This is a genomic window from Streptomyces sp. NPDC058335 (assembly GCF_042723915.1).
Taxonomy (GTDB): domain Bacteria; phylum Actinomycetota; class Actinomycetes; order Streptomycetales; family Streptomycetaceae; genus Streptomyces.
Genome location: NZ_JBHXHX010000007.1, coordinates 423,112 through 443,916 on the forward strand (window position 1 = coordinate 423,112; position 20,805 = coordinate 443,916).

Genomic DNA, 20,805 nt, shown 5'->3' on the forward strand with positions numbered 1-20,805 from the left:
CTGCCGAGGCCCTCCAAGGCGTCCACCTCAGGCCTCGGAATTCACCCCTCACACCGCGCCTGCCTGCACTTTTCGCCTCCCGCACCATCCTGATAGGTGAAGCCACCCGGCCCTCCGTCACCACACTGCGCTCACTTGCCGTCACGTACCGCAACCCCGTACAAGATCCACAACACAAGTTACCGCCTGGTAGGCGATGTCGGCCGGGCCCAGCGAACGGGGACACCCATGAACAAGGTCATGACGAGGACGCAGCGCACCCCCGGCAGCCGCCCTCCGGGCCGCGGCGACACCCGCCGCCCCGCCGGCGCCCCGCCCCGCGTCCCCACCGGCGGGACCCGCCCCGCGCCCGCCGGCGGCCGCCCGCCCGGCTCACCGGGCACCGCCTCCGCCCGCACCCGCCCCGCCGACAACCGTCCCCCGACCACCGGCACACCCCTCACCGCCACGCCTGTCACGACCCCCAGCGTCCCCGCCCAGAGCCCCCGCAGGCCCCTCGCCCGGCCCGGACGGCCCAGCACCACGGACCTCTTCGCCGACCGCCTCCTCGCGGTCCTCAGCGGCCGCCGCCCCGTCCACTCCATGCTCCGCCACACCGCCGGCCGCGCCTACGACGACCTGGCGCACCTCGCCGAACGCGGCCCCCTGCGCACCACCCGTGGCTTCCACCCCGTCGTGCGCGACATCGGCTACTACGTCGCCCGCCCCGGCGCCCTGGAGGTCTTCGCCCGCATCAGCGCCGGCGACCGCCTGCGCGCCATGGCCTTCCGCCTGGAACTCGGCACCGACCGCCGCTGGCGCTGCACCGCGGTAGAACTCGGCGGCCCCCGCGGCCCCCACACCGGCAACGGCTGAGCACCACCTCACACCCCACGAACGCCGAAGGGCCGGACCACCCTCGGGTGATCCGGCCCTCGAACGACGACTACAAACGCAGACGACCAAACGCCGCCGGCCACCCCTGCTGCCGACTACTCCTGCTGCCCACTACTTCTTACGACGACGCCCGGCCTTCGCCTGCTTACGCCGCTCCGCGCGCGTCAGACCATCCGCCTCCGACCGCACGGGCTCCTCGTCGTTCTCGAAGTCGCCCTCGACCGTGCCCCCCTCGCCGTCCACCGTCGGCGCCGAGAAGTGCAGGTTCCGCCGCTGCGGGGCATCCAGGCCCTTGGCGCGGATCTCCGGACGCGTCTGCGCCGGCACCACGTCCTGCTTCTCCATGTCGACCGCCGCCGCGTCCTCGACCGGCACCTCCTCGACCTGCTGCTCCACCTGGACCTCCAGGTTGAACAGGTAGCCGACGGACTCCTCCTTGATGCCGTCCATCATCGCGGAGAACATGTCGAAGCCCTCACGCTGGTACTCGACCAGCGGGTCCTTCTGCGCCATCGCACGCAGGCCGATGCCCTCCTGGAGATAGTCCATCTCGTAGAGGTGCTCACGCCACTTGCGGTCCAGGACCGACAGCACGACCCGCCGCTCCAGCTCACGCATGATCTCGGAGCCGAGCTGCTTCTCCCGCGACTCGTACTGCTCACGGATGTCGTCCTTGATGGACTCGGAGATGAACTCGGCGGTCAGCCCCGCACGGTCACCGGCCGCCTCCTCCAGCTCGTCCACGGTGATCTTCACCGGGTACAGCTGCTTGAAGGCGCCCCAGAGCCGGTCCAGGTCCCAGTCCTCGGCGAAGCCCTCCGCGGTCTCCGCCGACACGTACGCGTCGATCGTGTCGTCCATGAAGTGGTGGATCTGCTCCTGCAGGTCCTCCCCCTCCAGGACACGACGACGCTCGCCGTAGATGACCTCACGCTGACGGTTGAGGACCTCGTCGTACTTCAGGACGTTCTTACGCGTCTCGAAGTTCTGCTGCTCGACCTGCGACTGCGCGGACGCGATCGCACGCGTGACCATCTTGTTCTCGATCGGCACGTCGTCCGGCACGTTCGCCATGGACATCACGCGCTCCACCATCTGCGCCTTGAACAGACGCATCAGGTCGTCACCCAGCGACAGGTAGAAACGGGACTCGCCCGGGTCACCCTGACGGCCGGAACGACCGCGCAGCTGGTTGTCGATACGACGCGACTCGTGCCGCTCGGTGCCCAGCACGTACAGCCCGCCGAGCTCCTCAACCTGCTCCTTCTCCGCCCGGACGGCCTGCTCGGCCCGCTCCAGGGCGGCCGGCAGCGCCGCGGCCCACTCCTCGATGTGCTCCTCCGGGTCGAGACCGCGCTGACGCAGCTCCGCCTCGGCGAGGTCCTCCGGGTTGCCGCCCAGCTTGATGTCCGTACCACGACCGGCCATGTTCGTGGCCACCGTCACAGCGCCCTTGCGGCCCGCCTGGGCGACGATCTGTGCCTCACGGTCGTGCTGCTTGGCGTTCAGCACCTCGTGCTGGACACCCCGCTTGCTGAGCTGCTGCGACAGGTACTCGGACTTCTCGACCGACGTCGTACCGACGAGGATCGGCTGGCCCTTCTCGTGCTTCTCCGCGATGTCGTCGACGACCGCGTCGAACTTCGCCACCTCGGTGCGGTAGATCAGGTCCGACTGGTCCTTGCGCACCATCGGCTTGTTCGTCGGGATCGGCACCACACCGAGCTTGTAGATCTGGTGGAACTCGGCGGCCTCGGTCATCGCCGTACCGGTCATGCCGGACAGCTTCTTGTAGAGGCGGAAGAAGTTCTGCAGGGTGATCGTCGCGAGCGTCTGGTTCTCGTCCTTGATGTCCACCCCTTCCTTCGCCTCGATCGCCTGGTGCATGCCCTCGTTGTAGCGGCGGCCCGCGAGGATACGGCCGGTGTGCTCGTCGACGATCATGACCTCGCCGTCGATGACGACGTAGTCCTTGTCCTTCTTGAAGAGCTCCTTCGCCTTGATGGCGTTGTTCAGGTAGCCCACCAGAGGCGTGTTCACCGACTCGTAGAGGTTGTCGATGCCCAGCCAGTCCTCGACCTTGGCGACACCGGCCTCGTGGATGGCGACCGTGCGCTTCTTCTCGTCGACCTCGTAGTCGCCGGTCTCCTCGAGGCCCTTCAGCGGGTTGCCCGCCTCGCCGCGCTTGAGGCGCTGGACCAGCTTGGCGAAGTCGCCGTACCACTTCGTCGCCTGGTCCGCCGGACCCGAGATGATCAACGGCGTACGCGCCTCGTCGACCAGGATGGAGTCGACCTCGTCGACGATCGCGAAGTTGTGGCCGCGTTGCACGAGCTCGTCCTGGGACCACGCCATGTTGTCGCGCAGGTAGTCGAAGCCGAACTCGTTGTTCGTGCCGTACGTGATGTCGAAGCCGTACTGCTCGCGGCGCTGGGCCGGCGTCATGTTGGCAAGGATGCAACCGACGGACAGACCCAGGAACTTGTGGACGCGCCCCATCATCTCGGAGTCGCGCTCGGCCAGGTAGTCGTTGACCGTGATCAGGTGAACGCCGTCACCCGACAGCGCGTTCAGATACGCGGGCAGCGTGCCGACCAGGGTCTTGCCCTCACCGGTCTTCATCTCGGCGACGTAACCGAGGTGCAGCGCCGCACCGCCCATGATCTGCACGTCGTAATGACGCTGACCCAGGGCACGCTTGGCGGCCTCACGCACCGTGGCGAACGCCTCCGGCAGCAGGTCGTCCAGCGTCTCCCCATCGGCGTACCGCTGCTTGTACTCATCGGTGAGGGCCCGCAGCTCGGCGTCGGAGAGGTCGACGAAGTCCTCTTCGATGGAGTTGACCTGGTCCGCGATGCGGTGCAGCTTGCGCAGGATCTTGCCTTCGCCTGCACGCATGATCTTTGAGAGGACGGACACGGGGGTTGGTCTCCTTGCCGGTCGGGCCTGGGACGGTCTGTTTCATTTGACTCACTGAGCAACGGCCATCGTATGCGAGGACCCCGCCACGCCGGGAGGCCTGCTGTGACGCGGACCGCACACTGCCTCACGACAGCGCCGAAATTCTCCTCACAGGCACAACGGCCGGGCCCCACCGATGGTGCCGCGCCCGCCAGACGAATTGCGCGAATTGTGATCACCCGCTCACACACCGCGAAAACATGGCGTCCACCCCGGCCCCACGCGCAGAATCGGCCGATGGAGCCCGTCACCCTCGCCACCGACCGCCTCGTCCTGCGCCCGGTCGGCCCCCAGGACACCGACGCGGTCCACGCCGCCGCCCAGGACCCCGACATCCAGCGCTGGACCACCATCCCCTCCCCCTACCTCCCCGAACACGCCCGCAGCTTCACCGAGGAACTCGCCCCCGAAGGCTGGGCGAACCGCTCGATGTTCACCTTCGGCGTCTTCCTCCCCCACGACACCCTCACCGGCCTCCTCAGCCTCACCATGCGCTCCCTCGGCACCGCCGAGGTCGGCTTCTGGGCCGCCAAGGAACACCGAGGCCGCGGCTACACCACCGAGGCCACCCTGACCGCCTCCCGCTGGGCCTTCACCCACCTCGCCGTCGACCGCGTCGAATGGCGCGCCGAAGTCGGCAACACCGCCTCCCGCGCGGTCGCCGAACACGCCGGCTTCACCATGGAAGGCACCCTGCGCTCCGCGATCAACAACAAGGGCGTACGCCGCGACTGCTGGGTCGCCTCCCTGCTCCCGTCGGACCTGGGCCTGCCCCCGACGGCGCCGTACCTCCCCGCACCACCGCACCCCGGCCCCGCGCACGACTGAGCACGGGCGAACGAACCCGCAGCTCACCGCCCACTGTCAGACCCAGCCCCTATCGTGCGCACCATGACGACCCCGCCCCCCGCCACCGAACTCTCCGCGGACGAGGCCCGCCGCATCGCCCTGCGCGCCCAGGGCTTCCTCGGCACCCCCGACCGCAGGGCCGGCGTCCGCGGCGTGCTGCGCCACCTCGGCGCCGTCCAACTCGACACCATCTCCGTCCTCGCCCGCTCCCACGAGCTCATCCCGTACGCCCGCCTGGGAGCCGTAGGCCGCACCACGGTCGAGAACGCCTACTGGAAGCCCACCCCCGGCACGTCCGGGGCCCGGCCCCACGCCTTCGAGTACTGGTCCCACGCCGCGTGCATCCTCCCCATCGAGGAGTGGCCCCACTTCGCCTTCCGCCGCCGCGCCTACCGCAGCCGCCCGCACTGGAACCACACCCTCCCCGAGGGCACCTACGACCAGGTCATCAAGCAGCTCCGCACCGAGGGCCCACTCACGGCCACCGAACTGGGCGGCGCCAAGAAGACCAGCGAATGGTGGGACTGGTCCGGCACCAAGGTCGCCGTCGAACGGGCTCTCATGTACGGCGAAGTCGTCTGCGTCGAACGCCGCGGCTGGAAGCGGGTCTACGACCTCGTCGAACGCGCGGTCCCAGCGGATCTGCTGCACGACGAACTCGACGACACCGAATGCCTGCGCCGCCTGGTCGGCCTCGCCGGCCGCTCCCTCGGCGTCGGCACGCGCGCGGACATCGCCGACTACCACCGGCTCAAGGGCGAACAGGTCGACGCGGTGATCGCCGACTCCGGTCTGGTCCCGGTCACCGTCGAAGGCTGGGGGAAGCCGGCCTGGGCCGACCCGGCCGCGCTGGTGGCGCCCCCGCGCGGCCGCCACCGCACCACGCTGCTGTCCCCGTTCGACTCCCTCATCTGGGAGCGGGCCCGCACCGAGCGGATCTTCGGCTTCACCCACCGCCTGGAGGCCTACGTGCCCAAGCCCAAGCGGATCCACGGCTACTTCGCCATGCCTGTACTCGCCGGCGGCCGGCTCGTCGGCCGCGTCGACCCCGCCCGTGAAGGCCGCACCCTGGTCGCCAGGCAGATCACCCTGGACGGCCCCAAGGCCGTCCCCGCCGTCGCCCGGGCCCTGATCGAAGCGGCGAGCTGGGTGGACTGCACGGACGTGCGGGTGGAGCGCGTGGACGCCCCCGAGCTGCGTGCCCCGCTCACCCAGGAACTCGCCCGCGCCCTCGCCTGACCGTCACGCGACCGCGGCGGGACCGCCCTCCGCCGGCCTACCTGATCTCGAGGATCTTCTCCCGCATCGCATACACCACCGCTTCCATCCTGGAGTGCAGCTGCAACTTCTCCAGAATGTTCCGCACGTGGTTCTTCACAGTGTTCTCGGAGATGAACAACTCCTTGGCGATGTCCCGGTTGTTCATCCCCGTGGCGACGAGTTTGAGCACTTCCAGCTCACGGTCCGTCAACCGCGGCGCGGGCACCAGCCTGCGCTCGTCGGTCCGCTGGATCATCGATTTGAACTCGGTGAGCAGTTTCGACGCCATCGAAGGACTGATCTGCGACTGACCGTCCGCCACCGCGCGAATGGCCGTGGCGACCTCGTCCGTGGAGATCTCCTTCAGGAGATAACCCGTCGCACCCGCCTTGATCGCCTCATAGAGATCGGCCTCCTCATCGCTGATCGTCAACATGATGATCTTCGCGCTGGGAGCCACCTCCTTGATCGACGTGCACGCCTCGATACCCCCGCGCTTCGGCATCCGTACGTCCATCAGCACGATGTCCGGAAGCAGGTCGGCCGCCTTGTCCACGGCCTCCGCCCCGTCACCGGCCTCACCGACGACCTGGATGTCCTCCTCCGCGGCAAGCACGATCTCGAGCCCGCGGCGGAACAGGGCATGGTCGTCCACCACCAGAACCCTGATCGGCTCGTTGCGGGGAGCGCCCCCGTCCGGGCCCATGCCGACTACGCCCTCGACGGCATCCCCGTCATGCATCGGTCCGAAGCTGTCCGCCATCGTTCCTCCCCCTGAAGGCTGTGGCCGTGGTCCAGTGCCATCGCCAACGCAAGGCAACGACCCACCGGTTGAGCCGTTGCCGCCATGATTCCATGCCTGGACGACAACGCGGTGACAGAGCGACGCTCGATGGGGTGCACACGGGTGCCCCTGGGGGCGCACACGCGCTCCAGGGGCACCTGCTCAGCTGTCACCGGGGGCCGGGATCAGTTCAGCCACCCAGCGCGCCGCCCGCCTCGGGGGCATGCGCCTGAGCGACCATCGGGTCGGTGTTGAGGTGGATCACGCCGTAGTCGTAGGCATGCCGCCGGTAGACGACGCTCGGCTCCTTCGTCTCGGAGTCGACGAAGAGGTAGAAGTCGTGCCCGACCAGCTCCATCTCGTAGAGAGCCTGGTCAAGGGTCATCGGGGCGGCCACGTGGGTCTTCTCGCGCACCACGAGGGGGCCGTCGCCCTGTACCTCCAGCGATCCGATCTTCTTCGTCGGCACGCCGGCGGACTCGTCGGACGGGACGGGATGGCCGTTGCCGCTGAGGGTCGCGACGCCCGGGACGTGGTCGGCGACCTCCGCCGCCGAGATCCGCCGCGAGCCACGCCGGGTGTAACGCTTGTCGTGCTGCTTGCGCAGCTGGGCGTCCAGCTTCTCCGCCGCCAGATCGAGCGCCGCGTACGGGTCACTGGCCGCTGCCTCCGCACGGATCACCGGACCGCGGGAGCGGAGCGTGATCTCCACTCGGTCGCACCGGTCGGCCTGTCGGGGGTTGGGCTCCTTGGACACCTCGACGTCGAGGCTCATCACCTTGCCGTCGAGCTTCTGGATCTTCTCCAGGTTCAGCTTCTCGGCCACGTGCTTGCGGAACCGCTCGGGCACCTCGGTCTTGCGGCCCTTGACGACGATGTCCACGCAGAACTCCGTTCCCGGATCGCTCCGCATCAGCGGCGGAGCATCTCCCTTTTGCACCAGGCTCCGGTGGGCACCGGAACCTCGGACTCGGTGACTTCCACCTCCTCCTCCCCCACGGGCGAGATCTCCACCCCAGGTGCTGCGGGTGATTACCGAGAACCACAGCACGGCATTCGGATTCGAGAGGTGTGGCCTGCGGCTTTCCCTCACAACCGAACATATCTCGCCCGGACGGATGTCGTCACCCTCTACCGCCGCGTACCTCCGTTCAGGCGAATTCGTCCTCTCATTACCTGCAACGACACAAGTCCTCGGTCAGTTCCGGTTTATTTCGAAAGCGTCCGGCGGTGCCGCGACGACGGCCGCACACAACACACCCGCCCGTACGGCACCCATCTGCCGCACCGGCACCGGCCCAATGCCTCCCTTCCGTGCTCCGGACGGTCGTACCCCTCTGCCTTCCCGAGCAGCGCCCGCGTACACGGCCGTCGCACCTTCTTCCCACCTCGCCCGCCCGAACGCCCCGGCAGCCCGCTCCTCTGCCACCGCCGCCCGCACGGCACGCGCCGCCTCCGCGAGCGAGGCGCCCGTCGTCACCAGATCGTCGACGAGAACCACCGCACCCGCGCCGAGGAGCAGCCGCCCGCCACCGGCCACCACCGCCAGCGCGCCGACCAGATTGTCCAGCCGCTGCCGCGAGTTGAGCCCTGCCTGATCGGCCACCACCCGTCGCTGCCGCAACACCGCGGCCACCCGCGCCGGCACCCCCGCGCCCCGCAACTCCGAGGCCGCGGCCAACGCGATCCGCCGGGCGGGATCATGACCTCGCGAACGGGTGGCTCTGGGGGCGGAGGGGACGGGGACGAGGAGAACGGCTTGCACTCGGGGTGGGGGCCCCTCCCCCTCCCCCTCCCCCACCTCCCCCACCCCCACCCGCACCGCCCCCGCCAACGCCGCCCCCAGTGGTCGCGTCAGCGCCAGCGCGCCGCGCTCCTTGTGGGCCAGCAGCACGGCTCGTACCTCGTCCGCGTACCGGGCGGCCGCGTGCACGGCGGGCAGTCCGGGCGGCTCGGGGTCCGGCCGTACCCGGCGGGGTGTGCTGCCGTGGAGCGCGGCGCGGCACTCGGGACAGAGCACCGTGCGCGCCGTGCCGCAGCCGCCGCACTCGGCCGGGAGGACCAGGCCGGAGAGGTCGTGCCACCACCGTCGGACGCTTTCCACACGGATCACTGTGCCGAGGACGGTGAGGGCCTGCCACCCCTGTGGAAAACGTCGGCGGCACCCCTGTGGAAAACTCGTGGAAAGTCTGACAACCAGGGCGCGCGGACGTTCCCGTCGGGCAGGCGCGCGTCCCCGCGAGGAGGCAATCGGCCTCAGCCCGGATAGAACGCGACCGACCCGGTCTCCTTCAGCGTCCGCCAGCCGCTTCCCCCGGGCAGCCAGAGCAGGCCTTCCTTCGAGGTGGCGAAGAGCGGGGCCTCGCTGTCCTCGGAGGCGGCGATGCTGGTGACCTCGGTGAGGCCGGGGAGGGTGCCGGTCTCGGGGATCGAGCCGTCGCACTGGACGTACTGGACCTGTTCGACTCCGCCGGCTTCGCGTCCGACGACGACGAGCCTGTTGTCCCCGGCCCATGACATGGCCGTGACCTGTTCCAGGTCGGGGGTCGCGGAGCGCAGTTCCTGGACGGCGACGGTGGGCCGTTCGCCGCTCGTGTCGCGTTCGATCCGTCCGATGAGCAGGGACTGCTTGCCTCCCTGGTCGACGACGAGCGCGACCCGTACGCCGTCGGCGGCGACCCGTACGGTGTTGATCCGTCCGTCGAGGCCGGGGGTGAGGACCTCCAGCGGCTCGCCGGCGCCCTTCTCCAGGAGGAGCAGGCGCGGGTCGGCGGGGTCGCGGTCGGCGACCCACAGGTCGCCCTGGCCGTCCCAGCTGGGTGTCGTCAGGCGGTCGGTCTCGGTTTTGCCCTTGCTCTGGAGGACGGGGTCGCCGAGGGAGTTGCCGGCGACGGTGGAGGTGACGTAGAGCGTCTTGCCGTCGAGGGCGACGCCGGCCGCGCTGTGTTCGTCGCGGGCGACGGCGACGGAGCGCAGGGCCTTGGTGCCGTCGCCGAGGGTGCCGGGTACCGGTTCGGATCGGGCGCTGTCGCCGGCGTTGGTCATGCGGACCAGCCGGTGGCGGGCGTCGATGAAGTACAGGTAGTCGGGTCGGTGCTCCGCGCCGCGTTCGGCGACGGCGGCGGCCCGCTCCTCCCTGAGGGAGCAGAGCTGGTTTCCGCCGGCGCGTACTTCGACCTCGTCGACGGTGGGGTTGAGGCTCTGGAGGGTGAACAGCAGTTGGGCGGCCATTTCGTCGCACTTGCCGTGCCCGATGCGGGCCGCCTTGTCGTTGAGCGGCACGGTGAGCTTGTTCTGGTCGTCGGGTGCCAGTGAGGTGATGTCCTTGGCGAGGGCGGTGCCGGTGGGGAAGCTGGAGCGGACCACGGGCCGCAGCCAGCTGGTGGGCCCGTTGAGCAGGGAGCGCACCATCTGGGTCATGGGGTCGACGCGTTCGCGGACGTAGACGGGGTCGGCGACGGCCATGGGCTGTCCGGAACCGGCGGAGGTGGTGTGGGAGGCGAAGTAGTACTTGTTGAGCGACATGTAGTTGCGCTGGAAGTCCGACTTGCCCATGACGACGCCTTCGGGCAGCGAGTCGATGCGCCAGTGTCCGCTCTTCTTGTCGCGGGTGAGGTGCACCGTCTGGTCGTACTTGCCGGAGGCGGGTGTGTACGACTGCTGGGCGTCGATGGTGGCGACGCGGGTGCCGGTCAGTCTGAACGCGAAGTCGTCGCCGTCCTCCCTGCCGCCGGGGCGGTCGGCCTGGGTGGCCGGCCCGTCCGCGAGGACGGTGGTGGACCGTTCGGGTTCCCACTGCTGTGCGGCGCTGGTGGTGAGGTACTGGCGTGCGGTCGAGTAGCCGGGGTCGTCGCTGGTCAGGGCTTCGAGGAAGCCCTGGACGATCTCGGCGGGCGGTGCGTCGTCGCGGGGCGGCAGGGCGAAGACCCGTACCTGCGTTTCCTGGCGGGGGGTGGATTCCACGCCGCGCAGGTCGCCGCTGTCGGGCATCGAGGCGCATCCCGCCAGCAGTACGACGCCACAGACGGCGTACGCCGTCCCGCGCACCGGCGTGCGCCGGCGGCCTCTGTCGCGGTCAGCGCCCACGATATGCCTCCCCATGCTGGTTCGCGCCGTCGGTTTCCCTGTCCGCCTCGCCGGGTGTCCTGTCCCTGGTGGGCGGGTCCTGTGGGCGTGCGCCGGAGGCGGGCCGGGGCACGACGCGTGCGCCGTTCCCGGGCAGTGCCGTCGGATCGGCGGTGGGGGCCACGGCGCCCTGCCGGGGTGCGAGGGGTGACCGGCCGGGGGATCGCCGCTCGTCGGCGGGCTGGACCGGCACGGTGGCGCTCTTCTCGCTTCCGCCGCGCGGCAGGCCGGCTTCGTTGAGTCCGCGGTTTCGGCGGGAGTCCTTGGGTTCCAGGGGTATCGGTGAGCCCCGCAGGGGTTCGTCCGCGGTCCTGGGCAGGGTGAGCCGGAACTGTGAGCCGCCGCCGGGTTCGCCCCAGGCCTGGAGCCAGCCGCCGTGCAGGCGGGCGTCCTCCAGGGCGATGGAGAGTCCGAGGCCGGTGCCGCCGGTGGTGCGCGCGCGTGCCGGGTCGGCGCGCCAGAAGCGGCTGAACACGCGCGTGGCCTCGCCGGGCTTGAGTCCGACGCCGTAGTCGCGGACGGCGATGGCGACGGCTCCGCCCGCACTGGCGAGCTTGACGACGACGTCCTTGCCGTCGCCGTGTTCGACGGCGTTGACGACGAGGTTGCGCAGGACGCGTTCCACGCGGCGGGCGTCGGCCTCGGCGACGACGGGCTGCTGGTCGCCGCGGACGCGTATGGACGTGCCCTTGCGTTCGGCGAGCGGTGCGGCTCCGCTGACGACGCGGCGGACGACTTCGCGCAGGTCGATGGGTTCGGCCTCGAGGGCGGCGGCGCCCGCGTCGAAGCGGCTGATCTCCAGCAGGTCGGCGAGCAGGGACTCGAAGCGGTCGAGCTGGTCGGCGAGGAGCTCCGCCGAGCGGGCGGTGACGGGATCGAAGTCCTCGCGGGTCTCGTGGATGACGTCGGCGGCCATCCGCACGGTCGTCAGGGGTGTGCGCAGTTCGTGCGACACGTCGGACACGAACCGCCGCTGCATGCGGGACAGGTCCTCCAGCTGCTGGATCTTCAGCTGGAGGTTCTGCGCCATCTTGTTGAAGGCTTCGCCGAGCCGTGCGATGTCGTCCTCGCCGGTGACCTTCATACGTTCCTGGAGGCGTCCGGCGGAGAGCCGCTCGGCGATCCCGGCGGCCATCCGCACGGGGGTGACGACCTGCCGTACGACGAGCCAGGCGATGGCTCCGAGGAGTACGACGACGAAGAGTCCGGCGGTGGCCAGGGTGCCCCTGACGAGGCTGAGGGACTTCTCCTCCTGGGTGAGCGGGAAGAGGTAGTACAGCTCGTAGGGGTCGCCGTTGGGGTCGTTGACCCGTTTGCCGATGACGAGGGCCGGCTGGGACTCCTTGTCGCTGAGGTAGATGATGCGGGAGTACCTCTGGACGGCGCCGGTGCTGCTGTTGACGCGCTCGCGCAGGACGTCGGGGACGCTCTTGTTGGGGTCGACGGAGCCGGAGGCCCGCGGCCCGCGGCCGCCGCCGCTGTCGTCGCCGGGGGGCAGGGTGACCACATCGAAGGCGCCCTGGCCGCCGCTGGACAGCGACAGCACGAGTTCGCTCATCCATTCGATGACGTTCTGGGAGGCGCGGCCGTCCGTGCCGTTCCCGTCGTCGGCGGCCGAACCGGCCGCTTCGTCGGCCTTCTGTTTGGCCACGGCGAAGCCGCCGGTGGCCTGGCTCTGGGAGGCGTTGACCTTGGCGTCGAGGAGTCCGTTGCGTACCTGTCCGATGACGACGAAGCCCAGCAGCAGGACGACGCCCAGTGACATCAGCAGGGTCGTGGCGACGACCTTGAGCTGGATGTTGCGCCGCCACAGCCGCATGACCGGCAGCAGCGGCCGGCGCACCCAGCGCAGCAGCAGCCGCAGGACGGGGCTGTTCTGCACGCCGCCCTGGAGGAGCCCGCCGGCGAAGAGGTGCGCGAAGCGCGATCCCGCCCGCTCCGGGCCGACAGGCCGCTCCGGACGGGCCCCGGACCGGCCGGGGGCCGAAGCGGCACCGTCCTTGGACATGTCAGCTCGGTCCGGCCTTGTAACCGACGCCACGGACGGTCACCACGATCTCCGGCCGCTCCGGGTCCTTCTCGACCTTGGAACGCAGCCGCTGTACATGCACGTTGACCAGGCGGGTGTCGGCGGCGTGCCGGTAGCCCCACACCTGCTCGAGCAGCACTTCCCGCGTGAACACCTGCCACGGCTTGCGGGCCAGCGCGACCAGCAGGTCGAACTCCAGCGGCGTCAGCGCGATCGACTGCCCGTCCCGCTTCACGGAGTGACCGGCCACGTCGATGACGAGGTCACCGATGGTGAGCTGCTCGGGAGCGGGCTCCTCTGACCTCCGCAGCCGCGCCCGGATCCGGGCGACCAGCTCCTTCGGCTTGAACGGTTTCACGATGTAGTCGTCGGCGCCCGATTCGAGGCCCACGACGACGTCGACGGTGTCGCTCTTGGCCGTGAGCATGACGATCGGCACGCCGGACTCCGCCCTGATCAGGCGGCATACCTCGATGCCGTCCCGTCCGGGCAGCATCAGGTCCAGCAGCACGAGGTCGGGCTTCGCCTCACGGAAAGCGGCCAGCGCCTTGTCGCCGTCGGCTACGAAAGACGGCTCAAAACCTTCACCACGCAACACGATGCCGAGCATCTCGGCCAGTGCGGTGTCGTCGTCGACGACAAGGACTCGTCCCTTCATAAACGACATCATCCCATTCTCATAACAGTGACAGTGGCGCTGGTGAGCAGGGTCACTGGCCCGTGACGATAGTCGTAGGGAACGGTCACTGTCTGCCCCGGCCCCCGGCAGCGCGGTCAGCGCAGTCCCGGAGGCCCCCCGACAGAGCCCGTGCGACAGGGCGGCGCCCCCCTCAGTCGGTCGTCACCCGCCCCGACCTGGCGCACAGCTCCGCCAGTCCCTCGGCCGTCACCGGCGAGACGACACCCTCCTCCGTGACGATCGCTGTGATCAGCTCGGGCGGCGTCACATCGAACGCCGGGTTGTACGCCTGCGTCCCCAGGGGCGCCACGGGGATCCCGCCGCCCGCTCCCGACATCGGCGCCTGCGGCGCGGCCATCTCCGTCACCTCGAACCCGGGCCGCTGTTCGACCTCGATGGACGCCCCGTCGGGGGTGTCCGGGTCGACCGTCGTCACCGGCGCCACCACGATGAACGGCACATGGTGGTACCGGGCGAGCACCGCGAGCGGATAGCTCCCCACCTTGTTGGCCACCGAGCCGTCGGCCGCGATGCGGTCGGCCCCGATCAGCACCGCGTCGACCTCACCGGCCGAGAACAGCGACCCCGCCGCGTTGTCGGTGAGCAGCGTGTAGGCCATCCCCCTGCGCGCCGCCTCGTACGCCGTCAGCCGGGCGCCCTGGAGCAGCGGACGCGTCTCGTCCACCCACAGCCGTCGCAGCCGGCCCGCCCGGTGCGCGGCGAGAGCCACCGCGAACGCGGTCCCCTCGCCGCCCGACACCAGCGCGCCGGTGTTGCAGTGGGTGAGCACCCGGTGTCCACCGCCGGGCAGCAGCTCGTCGAGGAGCGTGAGCCCGTGCTCGGCCATCCGGGCGCTCGCCTCGGCGTCCTCCCGGTGCAGCTGCCGTGCCGCGGCCAGCGCGGCACGGGCGCCCTGCTCGGGCCCGCCGCCCTTGGCGACCTCCGCCTGGTAGGCGTCGCGGGCCCGGCGCACGCCGACGGACAGGTTCACCGCGGTGGGCCGGGCGCCCGCGAGCGCGTCCGCCGCCTCGTCCACGGCGAAGCCTCGCGCGGCGGCGAGCGCGACCCCGTAGGCCCCGGCGATCCCGAGCAGCGGTGCCCCGCGCACGGCGAGTGAACCGATCGCGTCCACCAGCGCCGACGCATCCGTACAGACCAGCTCCACCTCCTCGGCCGGCAGCCTCGTCTGGTCGAGAAGCACCAGCACGGGACCTTCGGGTGGTTCCTCCCAGCGGATCGCGGGTACCTCGGTGGGCCGCTTGTCATCGCCGGATTGCGCGTACTGATCAGCCATGCCGTCAGTGTGCCCGTTATCCGCCGGACAATCGAAGGTGTGCAGCCCGGACCGCGGCCGGTCCGCCGTCGACGACCCCATGGCACGATGGCTCTCAACCTGCCGCCGCGACCGCGGACGGGCACCGTGAAGGAGCGACGATGAACGACACTCCGGGCTGGGCCTCGCCCGGATCCGCCCCGTCCGACGGACAGGAGCCCGGGACGTCCACGCCTCCCGAGCCCGCCGACCGCCCCGGCGGCACGCAGCCCGCGGACCAGCCGGTCAAGAACCCGCATGGCCCCGGCCCGCAGTGGTCCCCGCAGCAGCCGCCGCCCGGCCAGTGGTCCGCGCCGACAGGCCCCCCGAACCAGGGTCAGGCCCCGCCGCCGCCACCCCCCGGCCCCGGCTGGGGCACCCGCCCGCCCACCGGCCCCGGCTACGGCCCCACCGGCCCCGGCTACGGCCCCACGGGCCCCGGCGGATACGGCGCTCCTGGCGGCTGGGGCGGTGGCTGGGGCGGCCCCCCGCCCGCTGCCAAGCCGGGCGTCATCCCGCTGCGCCCGCTCGGCGTGGGCGAGATCCTCGACGGCGCCGTCTCCACCATGCGCACCTACTGGCGCACGGTCCTGGGCATCTCCCTGACCGTCGCCATCGTCGTCGAAGTCATCGTCGTCCTCCTGCAAGGCCTGGTCCTGGACGAATCCACCAGCACGGCCGCCCTCGGCGACGCGAGCGCCACGGTCGACGAACAGCTCGACGCCATGGGTTCCGTCCTGCTCAACTCCGGTGTCATCTTCCTGGTGAGCCTGGTCGGCACCATCACCGCGACCGCGCTCCTCACAGCCGTCACCAGCCGCGCCGTCCTCGGCAAGCCGGTCACCACCGGCGAGGCCTGGCGCGACGCCCGCCCCCAGCTGCTCAAACTGTTCGGCCTGATCCTCCTGCTGCTGGTGATGGTGACCGCCGTCGCCCTCGCCTGCGTCCTGCCGGGCGCCCTCCTGGGCGGCGCCGCGGGCGACGCGCTCACGGCGATCGGCAGCATCGGATCGATCCTCGTCGCGGTGTCCCTGCTGGTCCGCTTCTCCCTCGCACCGCCCACGCTGATGCTGGAGAAGCAGGGCATCAAGAAGGCCATGGCCCGATCCGCGAAGCTCGTCCGCGGCTCCTGGTGGCGGGTCTGTGGCATCCAGGTCCTCTCCCTGATCATCGCGAACATCGTCGCCATGATCATCGCCGTGCCCTTCGCCCTCCTCGGTGCCGCGCTCAGCCCCGGCGGTCTCAGCGCCTTCACGGACGCCGGCAACGACCTCGGCTGGACCTACCTCATCGTCAGCGGCATCGGCTCGGTCATCGGCTCGCTGATCACCTTCCCGATCACGGCGGGCGTCGCCGTACTCCTCTACGTCGACCAGCGGATCCGGCGCGAGGCCCTCGACCTCGACCTGGCCCGCGCCGCAGGCGTCCAGGGCTACGGAACCCCCGGCACCACCCCGGGGAGCTGATGCGGTGAGCCTTGCGGGGGGAGTCCTCACAGCGGCACCGGCAGGCCCGCCCACGCCGACACCACCCGGCATGGCCGACCCGGCCCCGACGGCGCTGTCCGGCGCCGCCGACCGTGCCGTGCGCGCCCTGCTGCGGGCCGCCGAAGGCTCACCCCTGTCGTGGGCAGGCTCGGACGGCGAACCACCGGTGACCATTCCACGCGATCCGGCGCGCGAGGCGGCCCGCCGTGAGCTGTCCAAGCGGCTGTACCACGAGAACGACCCAAGCCTCTTCGAGCGTGCCCTGAACTCCTTCTGGGACTGGCTCGACGGCCTCTTCGGCACCGCCTCGACCGCCGCCCCGGGCGGACTGCTCGGGCTGGTCGTCATCGTCCTGGCCGTCGCCGCCGTCGGGGCCGCCCTCTGGTGGCGCCTCGGCACCCCCCGCCGCCAACCCGCCTCCGCGGCCGCCCTGTTCGACGACGGCCCCCGCAGCGCCGCAGACCACCGCGCTGCCGCCGAGGCCCACGCCGCCCAGGGCCACTGGAACCAGGCCGTCCAGGAACGCATGCGGGCCATCGTCTGCTCCCTGGAGGAACGCGCCCTCCTCGACACCCGCCCCGGCCGCACCGCCGACGAGGCCGCGGCGGAAGCCGGCCACGCCCTTCCCGCCCACACCGGCCGACTCCGCTCCGCCGCCCGCGACTTCGACGACGTCACATACGGCGGCCGCACCGCGACCGAACAGGCGTACCACCGCATCGCCGACCTCGACCGCGACGTGGACAACACCAAGCCCCAACTCACCCACAGCAGCGCCCCCAAGGCCCCCCAACCCACCCGCCAGGGGACCGAATGACCACCGAGGCCACGCCCCCCGCCACCTCGGCCTCGCCCACCACCCGCCAGGTGTGGAACCGCTCGCGCGGCGTCGTCCTGGCCTTCGTGCTCCTCCTGGCCGGCGCCGCGGTTCTCGCCACCCTCCGCTCCGACGCCCGCCACGGCGCCCTCGACCCCCGCTCCGGCGACCCCCACGGCAGTCGCGCTGTCGCCGAACTCCTCGCCGACCACGGCGTTTCCACCCGCCTCGTCACCACCCTGGCCGAGGCCCGCACCGCGACGAGCCCCGACACCACACTCCTGGTCGCCACACCCGACCTGTTGACGGAACGCCAGCAACGGGCACTGCACTCCGCGACAGCCGACTCCGGCGGCCGCACGATCCTCGTCGCCCCCGGCACCTGGTCCGTCGAGACGCTCGCCCCCGGCGTCACCGCCGACCCCGCCACCAGCCGCGGCTCCACCCTCACCCCCGACTGCACGCTGCCCGCCGCACAGAGCGCCGGCAACGCCGACACCGGCGGCATCCGCTACACCACCACCCGCCCCGGCGCCGACGAGTGCTACCCCAGCAACCGCCTGGCCACCCTGGTGCGCGTTCCGGACACCACCGGCGACGGCGACACCGTCGTCCTCGGCGCGCCCGACATCTTCCACAACGACCGCCTCGACGAGCAGGGCAACGCCTCCCTCGCCCTCCAACTCCTCGGCTCCCGCCCCCATCTCGTCTGGTACCTCCCCTCGCTCTCCGACACCTCCGCCGCGGACCAGGACGACGAGAAAAGCTTCTTCGACCTGATCCCCTCCGGCTGGCTCTGGGGCACACTGCAACTCTTCGTCGCGGCAGCCCTCACCGCCCTCTGGAGGGCACGCCGACTCGGCCCCCTCGTGCCCGAAAAACTCCCCGTCGCGATCCGCGCCTCCGAAACCGTCGAAGGCCGCGCCCGCCTCTACCGCAAGGCCAACGCGCGCGACCACGCGGCCACCGCTCTTCGCTCCACCACCCGCACCCGCCTCGCCCCTCTCGTAGGCGTCCCCGTCACCCAGGCCCACACGCCCGAGACCCTCGTCCCCGCTCTGTCCGCCCACCTCCACGGGGACGGACAGCAGCTGCACGCCCTCCTCTTCGGCCCGCCACCCGCCGACGACACGGGCCTGATCGCCCTCGCCGACCAACTCGACGCCCTCGAAAGAGAGGTACGCCGTCCATGATGGACCCGACCACTGACAACGCCGGGAGCACCGGGGACCCGGGCAGTGCCCGCGCCTCCCTGGAAGCCCTGCGCGCCGAGATCGCCAAGGCCGTGGTCGGCCAGGACCCCGCCGTGACCGGTCTCGTCGTCGCCCTCCTCTGCCGCGGACACGTTCTCCTCGAAGGGGTCCCCGGAGTGGCCAAAACGCTGCTCGTCCGCGCCCTCGCCTCCGCACTGGAACTCGACACCAAACGCGTCCAGTTCACCCCCGACCTCATGCCGAGCGACGTCACCGGCTCCCTCGTCTACGACAGCCGCAGCGCCGAGTTCTCCTTCCAGCCCGGCCCGGTCTTCACCAACCTCCTCCTGGCCGACGAGATCAACCGCACCCCGCCGAAGACCCAGTCCTCCCTCCTCGAAGCCATGGAAGAACGCCAGGTCACCGTCGACGGCACCCCCCGCCCCCTCCCCGACCCGTTCCTGGTCGCCGCGACCCAGAACCCGGTCGAGTACGAAGGCACCTACCCCCTCCCCGAAGCCCAGCTGGACCGCTTCCTCCTCAAGCTCACCGTCCCCCTCCCCTCCCGGCAGGACGAGATCGACGTCCTCACCCGCCACGCCGAGGGCTTCAACCCCCGCGACCTGCGCGCCGCCGGCGTACGCCCGGTGGCCGGCCCCGCAGACCTCGAAGCCGCCCGCGCCGCAGTCGCCAAGACCACCGTCTCCCCCGAGATCACGGCCTACGTCGTCGACATCTGCCGCGCCACCCGCGAATCGCCCTCCCTCACCCTCGGCGTCTCCCCGCGCGGTGCAACGGCCCTCCTCTCCACCGCCCGTGCCTGGGCCTGGCTGACCGGCCGCGACTACGTCATCCCCGACGACGTCAAAGCCCTCGCCCTCCCCACCCTGCGCCACCGCGTCCAACTCCGCCCGGAGGCCGAAATGGAAGGCGTCACCGCCGACTCGGTCATCACCGCGATCCTCACCCACGTCCCCGTCCCCCGCTGATGGCACTCACCGGACGCACCGCGCTCCTCGCGGCCCTGGGCTCCCTCCCCATCGGCATCTGGGAGCCCAGCTGGACAGGCATCCTCGCCGTGAACGCCCCCCTGGCCGTCGCCTGCGCCTGCGACTTCGCCCTGGCAGCTCCCGTACGCCACCTGCGCCTGACCCGCTCCGGCGACACCTCCGTACGCCTCGGTGACACAGCGGACGTCACCCTCACGATCACCAACCCCTCGCACCGCCCCCTGCGCGCCCACCTCCGCGACGCCTGGCCCCCCAGCAGCTGGCAGCCCGGCACCGACATCGCCGCCTCCCGCCACGAGGTCACCGTCCCCGCCGGCGAACGCCGCCGCATCACCACCCGCCTACGCCCGACCCGCCGCGGCGACCGCCAGGCCGACCGCGTCACCATCCGCTCCTACGGCCCCCTGCGCCTCTTCTCCCGCCAGGGCACCCACAAGATTCCCTGGTCCGTACGGGTTCTGCCCCCGTTCACCAGCCGCAAGCACCTACCCTCGAAACTCGCTCGTCTGCGTGAACTCGACGGCCGCACCAGTGTCCTGACCCGCGGCGAAGGAACAGAATTCGACAGCCTGCGCGAGTACGTCCCCGGCGACGACACCCGCTCCATCGACTGGCGCGCCACAGCCCGCCGGACCACGGTCGCCGTCCGCACCTGGCGCCCGGAACGCGACCGCCACATCCTCCTGGTCCTCGACACCGGCCGCACCTCCGCCGGCCGAGTCGGCGACGCCCCCCGCCTCGACGCCTCCATGGACGCTGCTCTCCTCCTGGCCGCTCTGGCATCCCGCGCCGGCGACCGCGTCGACCTCCTCGCCTACGACCGCCGCGTACGCGCCCTCGTCCAGGGCCGCACAGCCCGAGACATGCTCCCCTCCCTGGTCAACGCCATGGCCTCCCTCGAACCGGAACTGGTCGAGACGGACGCCCGCGGCCTCACCGCCACAGCGCTGCGCACGGCCCCCCGCAGCTCGCTGATCGTCCTGCTGACCACTCTCGACGCCGCCCCGGTCGAGGAGGGCCTCCTCCCGGTCCTGCCCCAGCTCGCCCGACGCCACACAGTCCTGTTGGCCTCGGTGGCCGACCCGTACCTGGCCCGCATGGCCGCAGCCCGGGGCACCACGGATGCCGTGTACGAAGCGGCGGCGGCAGCGCAGGCTCAATCGGAACGTCTCCGCACCGCGGAGAAGCTCCGCCGCCACGGAGTCACGATCGTCGACGCTACCCCGGACGACCTCGCGCCGGCACTCGCCGATGCCTACCTGGCACTGAAAGCAGCAGGCCGCCTGTAATGGAAAAAGGGCTCCCCGAAGGAAGCCCTACGTAGAAAACAGAAAACCCCCGTGCCGGAGGCACGGGGGTTTTCTCAAAGATTGTTCGGCGGCGTCCTACTCTCCCACAGGGTCCCCCCTGCAGTACCATCGGC

16 protein-coding genes are annotated in these 20,805 nt (G+C 71.0%); 8 read left to right on the plus strand and 8 right to left on the minus strand.

Translation table 11 applies throughout. From position 1 onward, the window contains the following. The first annotated feature begins 228 nt into the window (after nt 1–228). The gene (locus tag ACFWJX_RS16730; RefSeq protein ID WP_383242918.1) at nt 229–855 is read left to right on the plus strand and encodes an Rv3235 family protein; all 627 of its coding nucleotides are present in this window, start codon (nt 229–231) and stop codon (nt 853–855) included. 132 nt (nt 856–987) lie between these two features. Here ACFWJX_RS16730 and secA read toward each other — a convergent pair whose 3' ends face one another. Then, the gene (gene secA / locus ACFWJX_RS16735) at nt 988–3,795 is read right to left on the minus strand and encodes a preprotein translocase subunit SecA (RefSeq protein ID WP_383242921.1); all 2,808 of its coding nucleotides are present in this window, start codon (nt 3,793–3,795) and stop codon (nt 988–990) included. A gap of 279 nt (nt 3,796–4,074) precedes the next feature. Between secA and ACFWJX_RS16740 the strand changes: the two genes are divergently transcribed. Together ACFWJX_RS16740 and ACFWJX_RS16745 are read left to right on the plus strand one after the other, a co-directional pair. Beyond that, on the plus strand, nt 4,075–4,665 hold the full coding sequence (locus ACFWJX_RS16740) for a GNAT family N-acetyltransferase (RefSeq protein WP_383242923.1): 591 nt from the start codon (nt 4,075–4,077) through the stop codon (nt 4,663–4,665). Nucleotides 4,666–4,728: 63 nt separating this feature from the next. Then, nucleotides 4,729–5,925 carry a winged helix-turn-helix domain-containing protein gene (locus ACFWJX_RS16745; protein WP_383242926.1) on the plus strand — a complete coding sequence of 399 codons (1,197 nt, stop codon included), beginning with the start codon at nt 4,729–4,731 and terminating at the stop codon, nt 5,923–5,925. A 37-nt stretch (nt 5,926–5,962) separates the two neighbouring features. On the opposite strand, the gene ACFWJX_RS16750 is transcribed toward ACFWJX_RS16745, so the two are convergent. The 7 genes from ACFWJX_RS16750 to mtnA form a co-directional block, all read right to left on the minus strand. Further along, entirely contained in the window at nt 5,963–6,709 is a 747-nt protein-coding gene (locus tag ACFWJX_RS16750; protein WP_383242928.1) for a response regulator, read from the minus strand. Nucleotides 6,710–6,920: 211 nt separating this feature from the next. After that, a complete protein-coding gene (gene hpf / locus ACFWJX_RS16755) occupies nt 6,921–7,613 on the minus strand; it encodes a ribosome hibernation-promoting factor, HPF/YfiA family (protein ID WP_383242931.1) in 693 nt (230 codons plus the stop codon). A gap of 315 nt (nt 7,614–7,928) precedes the next feature. Beyond that, nucleotides 7,929–8,834: a ComF family protein gene (locus ACFWJX_RS16760; RefSeq protein WP_383242934.1), complete on the minus strand. Its 906-nt coding sequence runs from the start codon at nt 8,832–8,834 to the stop codon at nt 7,929–7,931. 152 nt (nt 8,835–8,986) lie between these two features. After that, nucleotides 8,987–10,816: an LpqB family beta-propeller domain-containing protein gene (locus ACFWJX_RS16765; RefSeq protein ID WP_383242937.1), complete on the minus strand. Its 1,830-nt coding sequence runs from the start codon at nt 10,814–10,816 to the stop codon at nt 8,987–8,989. Then, a complete protein-coding gene (mtrB, locus tag ACFWJX_RS16770; protein WP_383242940.1) occupies nt 10,806–12,863 on the minus strand; it encodes an MtrAB system histidine kinase MtrB in 2,058 nt (685 codons plus the stop codon). The genes ACFWJX_RS16765 and mtrB overlap by 11 nt, the downstream gene beginning before the upstream one ends. A gap of 1 nt (nt 12,864) precedes the next feature. Next, nucleotides 12,865–13,554, minus strand: coding sequence for a two-component system response regulator MtrA (mtrA, locus tag ACFWJX_RS16775; protein ID WP_005316841.1), 690 nt, complete (start codon nt 13,552–13,554; stop codon nt 12,865–12,867). Between the two features lie 160 nt (nt 13,555–13,714). Beyond that, nucleotides 13,715–14,857 (minus strand): S-methyl-5-thioribose-1-phosphate isomerase, encoded by a 1,143-nt coding sequence (gene mtnA / locus ACFWJX_RS16780; RefSeq protein ID WP_383242943.1) that lies wholly within the window; start codon nt 14,855–14,857, stop codon nt 13,715–13,717. Between the two features lie 140 nt (nt 14,858–14,997). Between mtnA and ACFWJX_RS16785 the strand changes: the two genes are divergently transcribed. The 5 genes from ACFWJX_RS16785 (at nt 14,998) to ACFWJX_RS16805 (ending at nt 20,671) form a co-directional block, all read left to right on the plus strand. Next, on the plus strand, nt 14,998–16,341 hold the full coding sequence (locus tag ACFWJX_RS16785) for a glycerophosphoryl diester phosphodiesterase membrane domain-containing protein (RefSeq protein WP_383242946.1): 1,344 nt from the start codon (nt 14,998–15,000) through the stop codon (nt 16,339–16,341). 70 nt (nt 16,342–16,411) lie between these two features. Beyond that, nucleotides 16,412–17,179 carry a DUF4129 domain-containing protein gene (locus ACFWJX_RS16790; RefSeq protein WP_383242949.1) on the plus strand — a complete coding sequence of 256 codons (768 nt, stop codon included), beginning with the start codon at nt 16,412–16,414 and terminating at the stop codon, nt 17,177–17,179. Next, nucleotides 17,176–18,372 (plus strand): DUF4350 domain-containing protein, encoded by a 1,197-nt coding sequence (locus ACFWJX_RS16795; protein ID WP_383242952.1) that lies wholly within the window; start codon nt 17,176–17,178, stop codon nt 18,370–18,372. Before ACFWJX_RS16790 ends, ACFWJX_RS16795 begins: the two co-directional genes overlap by 4 nt. Further along, complete coding sequence (locus ACFWJX_RS16800) at nt 18,372–19,361, plus strand: AAA family ATPase (protein WP_383242955.1); 990 nt, start codon at nt 18,372–18,374, stop codon at nt 19,359–19,361. Before ACFWJX_RS16795 ends, ACFWJX_RS16800 begins: the two co-directional genes overlap by 1 nt. Further along, nucleotides 19,361–20,671: a DUF58 domain-containing protein gene (locus ACFWJX_RS16805; protein WP_383242958.1), complete on the plus strand. Its 1,311-nt coding sequence runs from the start codon at nt 19,361–19,363 to the stop codon at nt 20,669–20,671. Before ACFWJX_RS16800 ends, ACFWJX_RS16805 begins: the two co-directional genes overlap by 1 nt. The last annotated feature ends 134 nt before the right edge of the window (nt 20,672–20,805 follow it).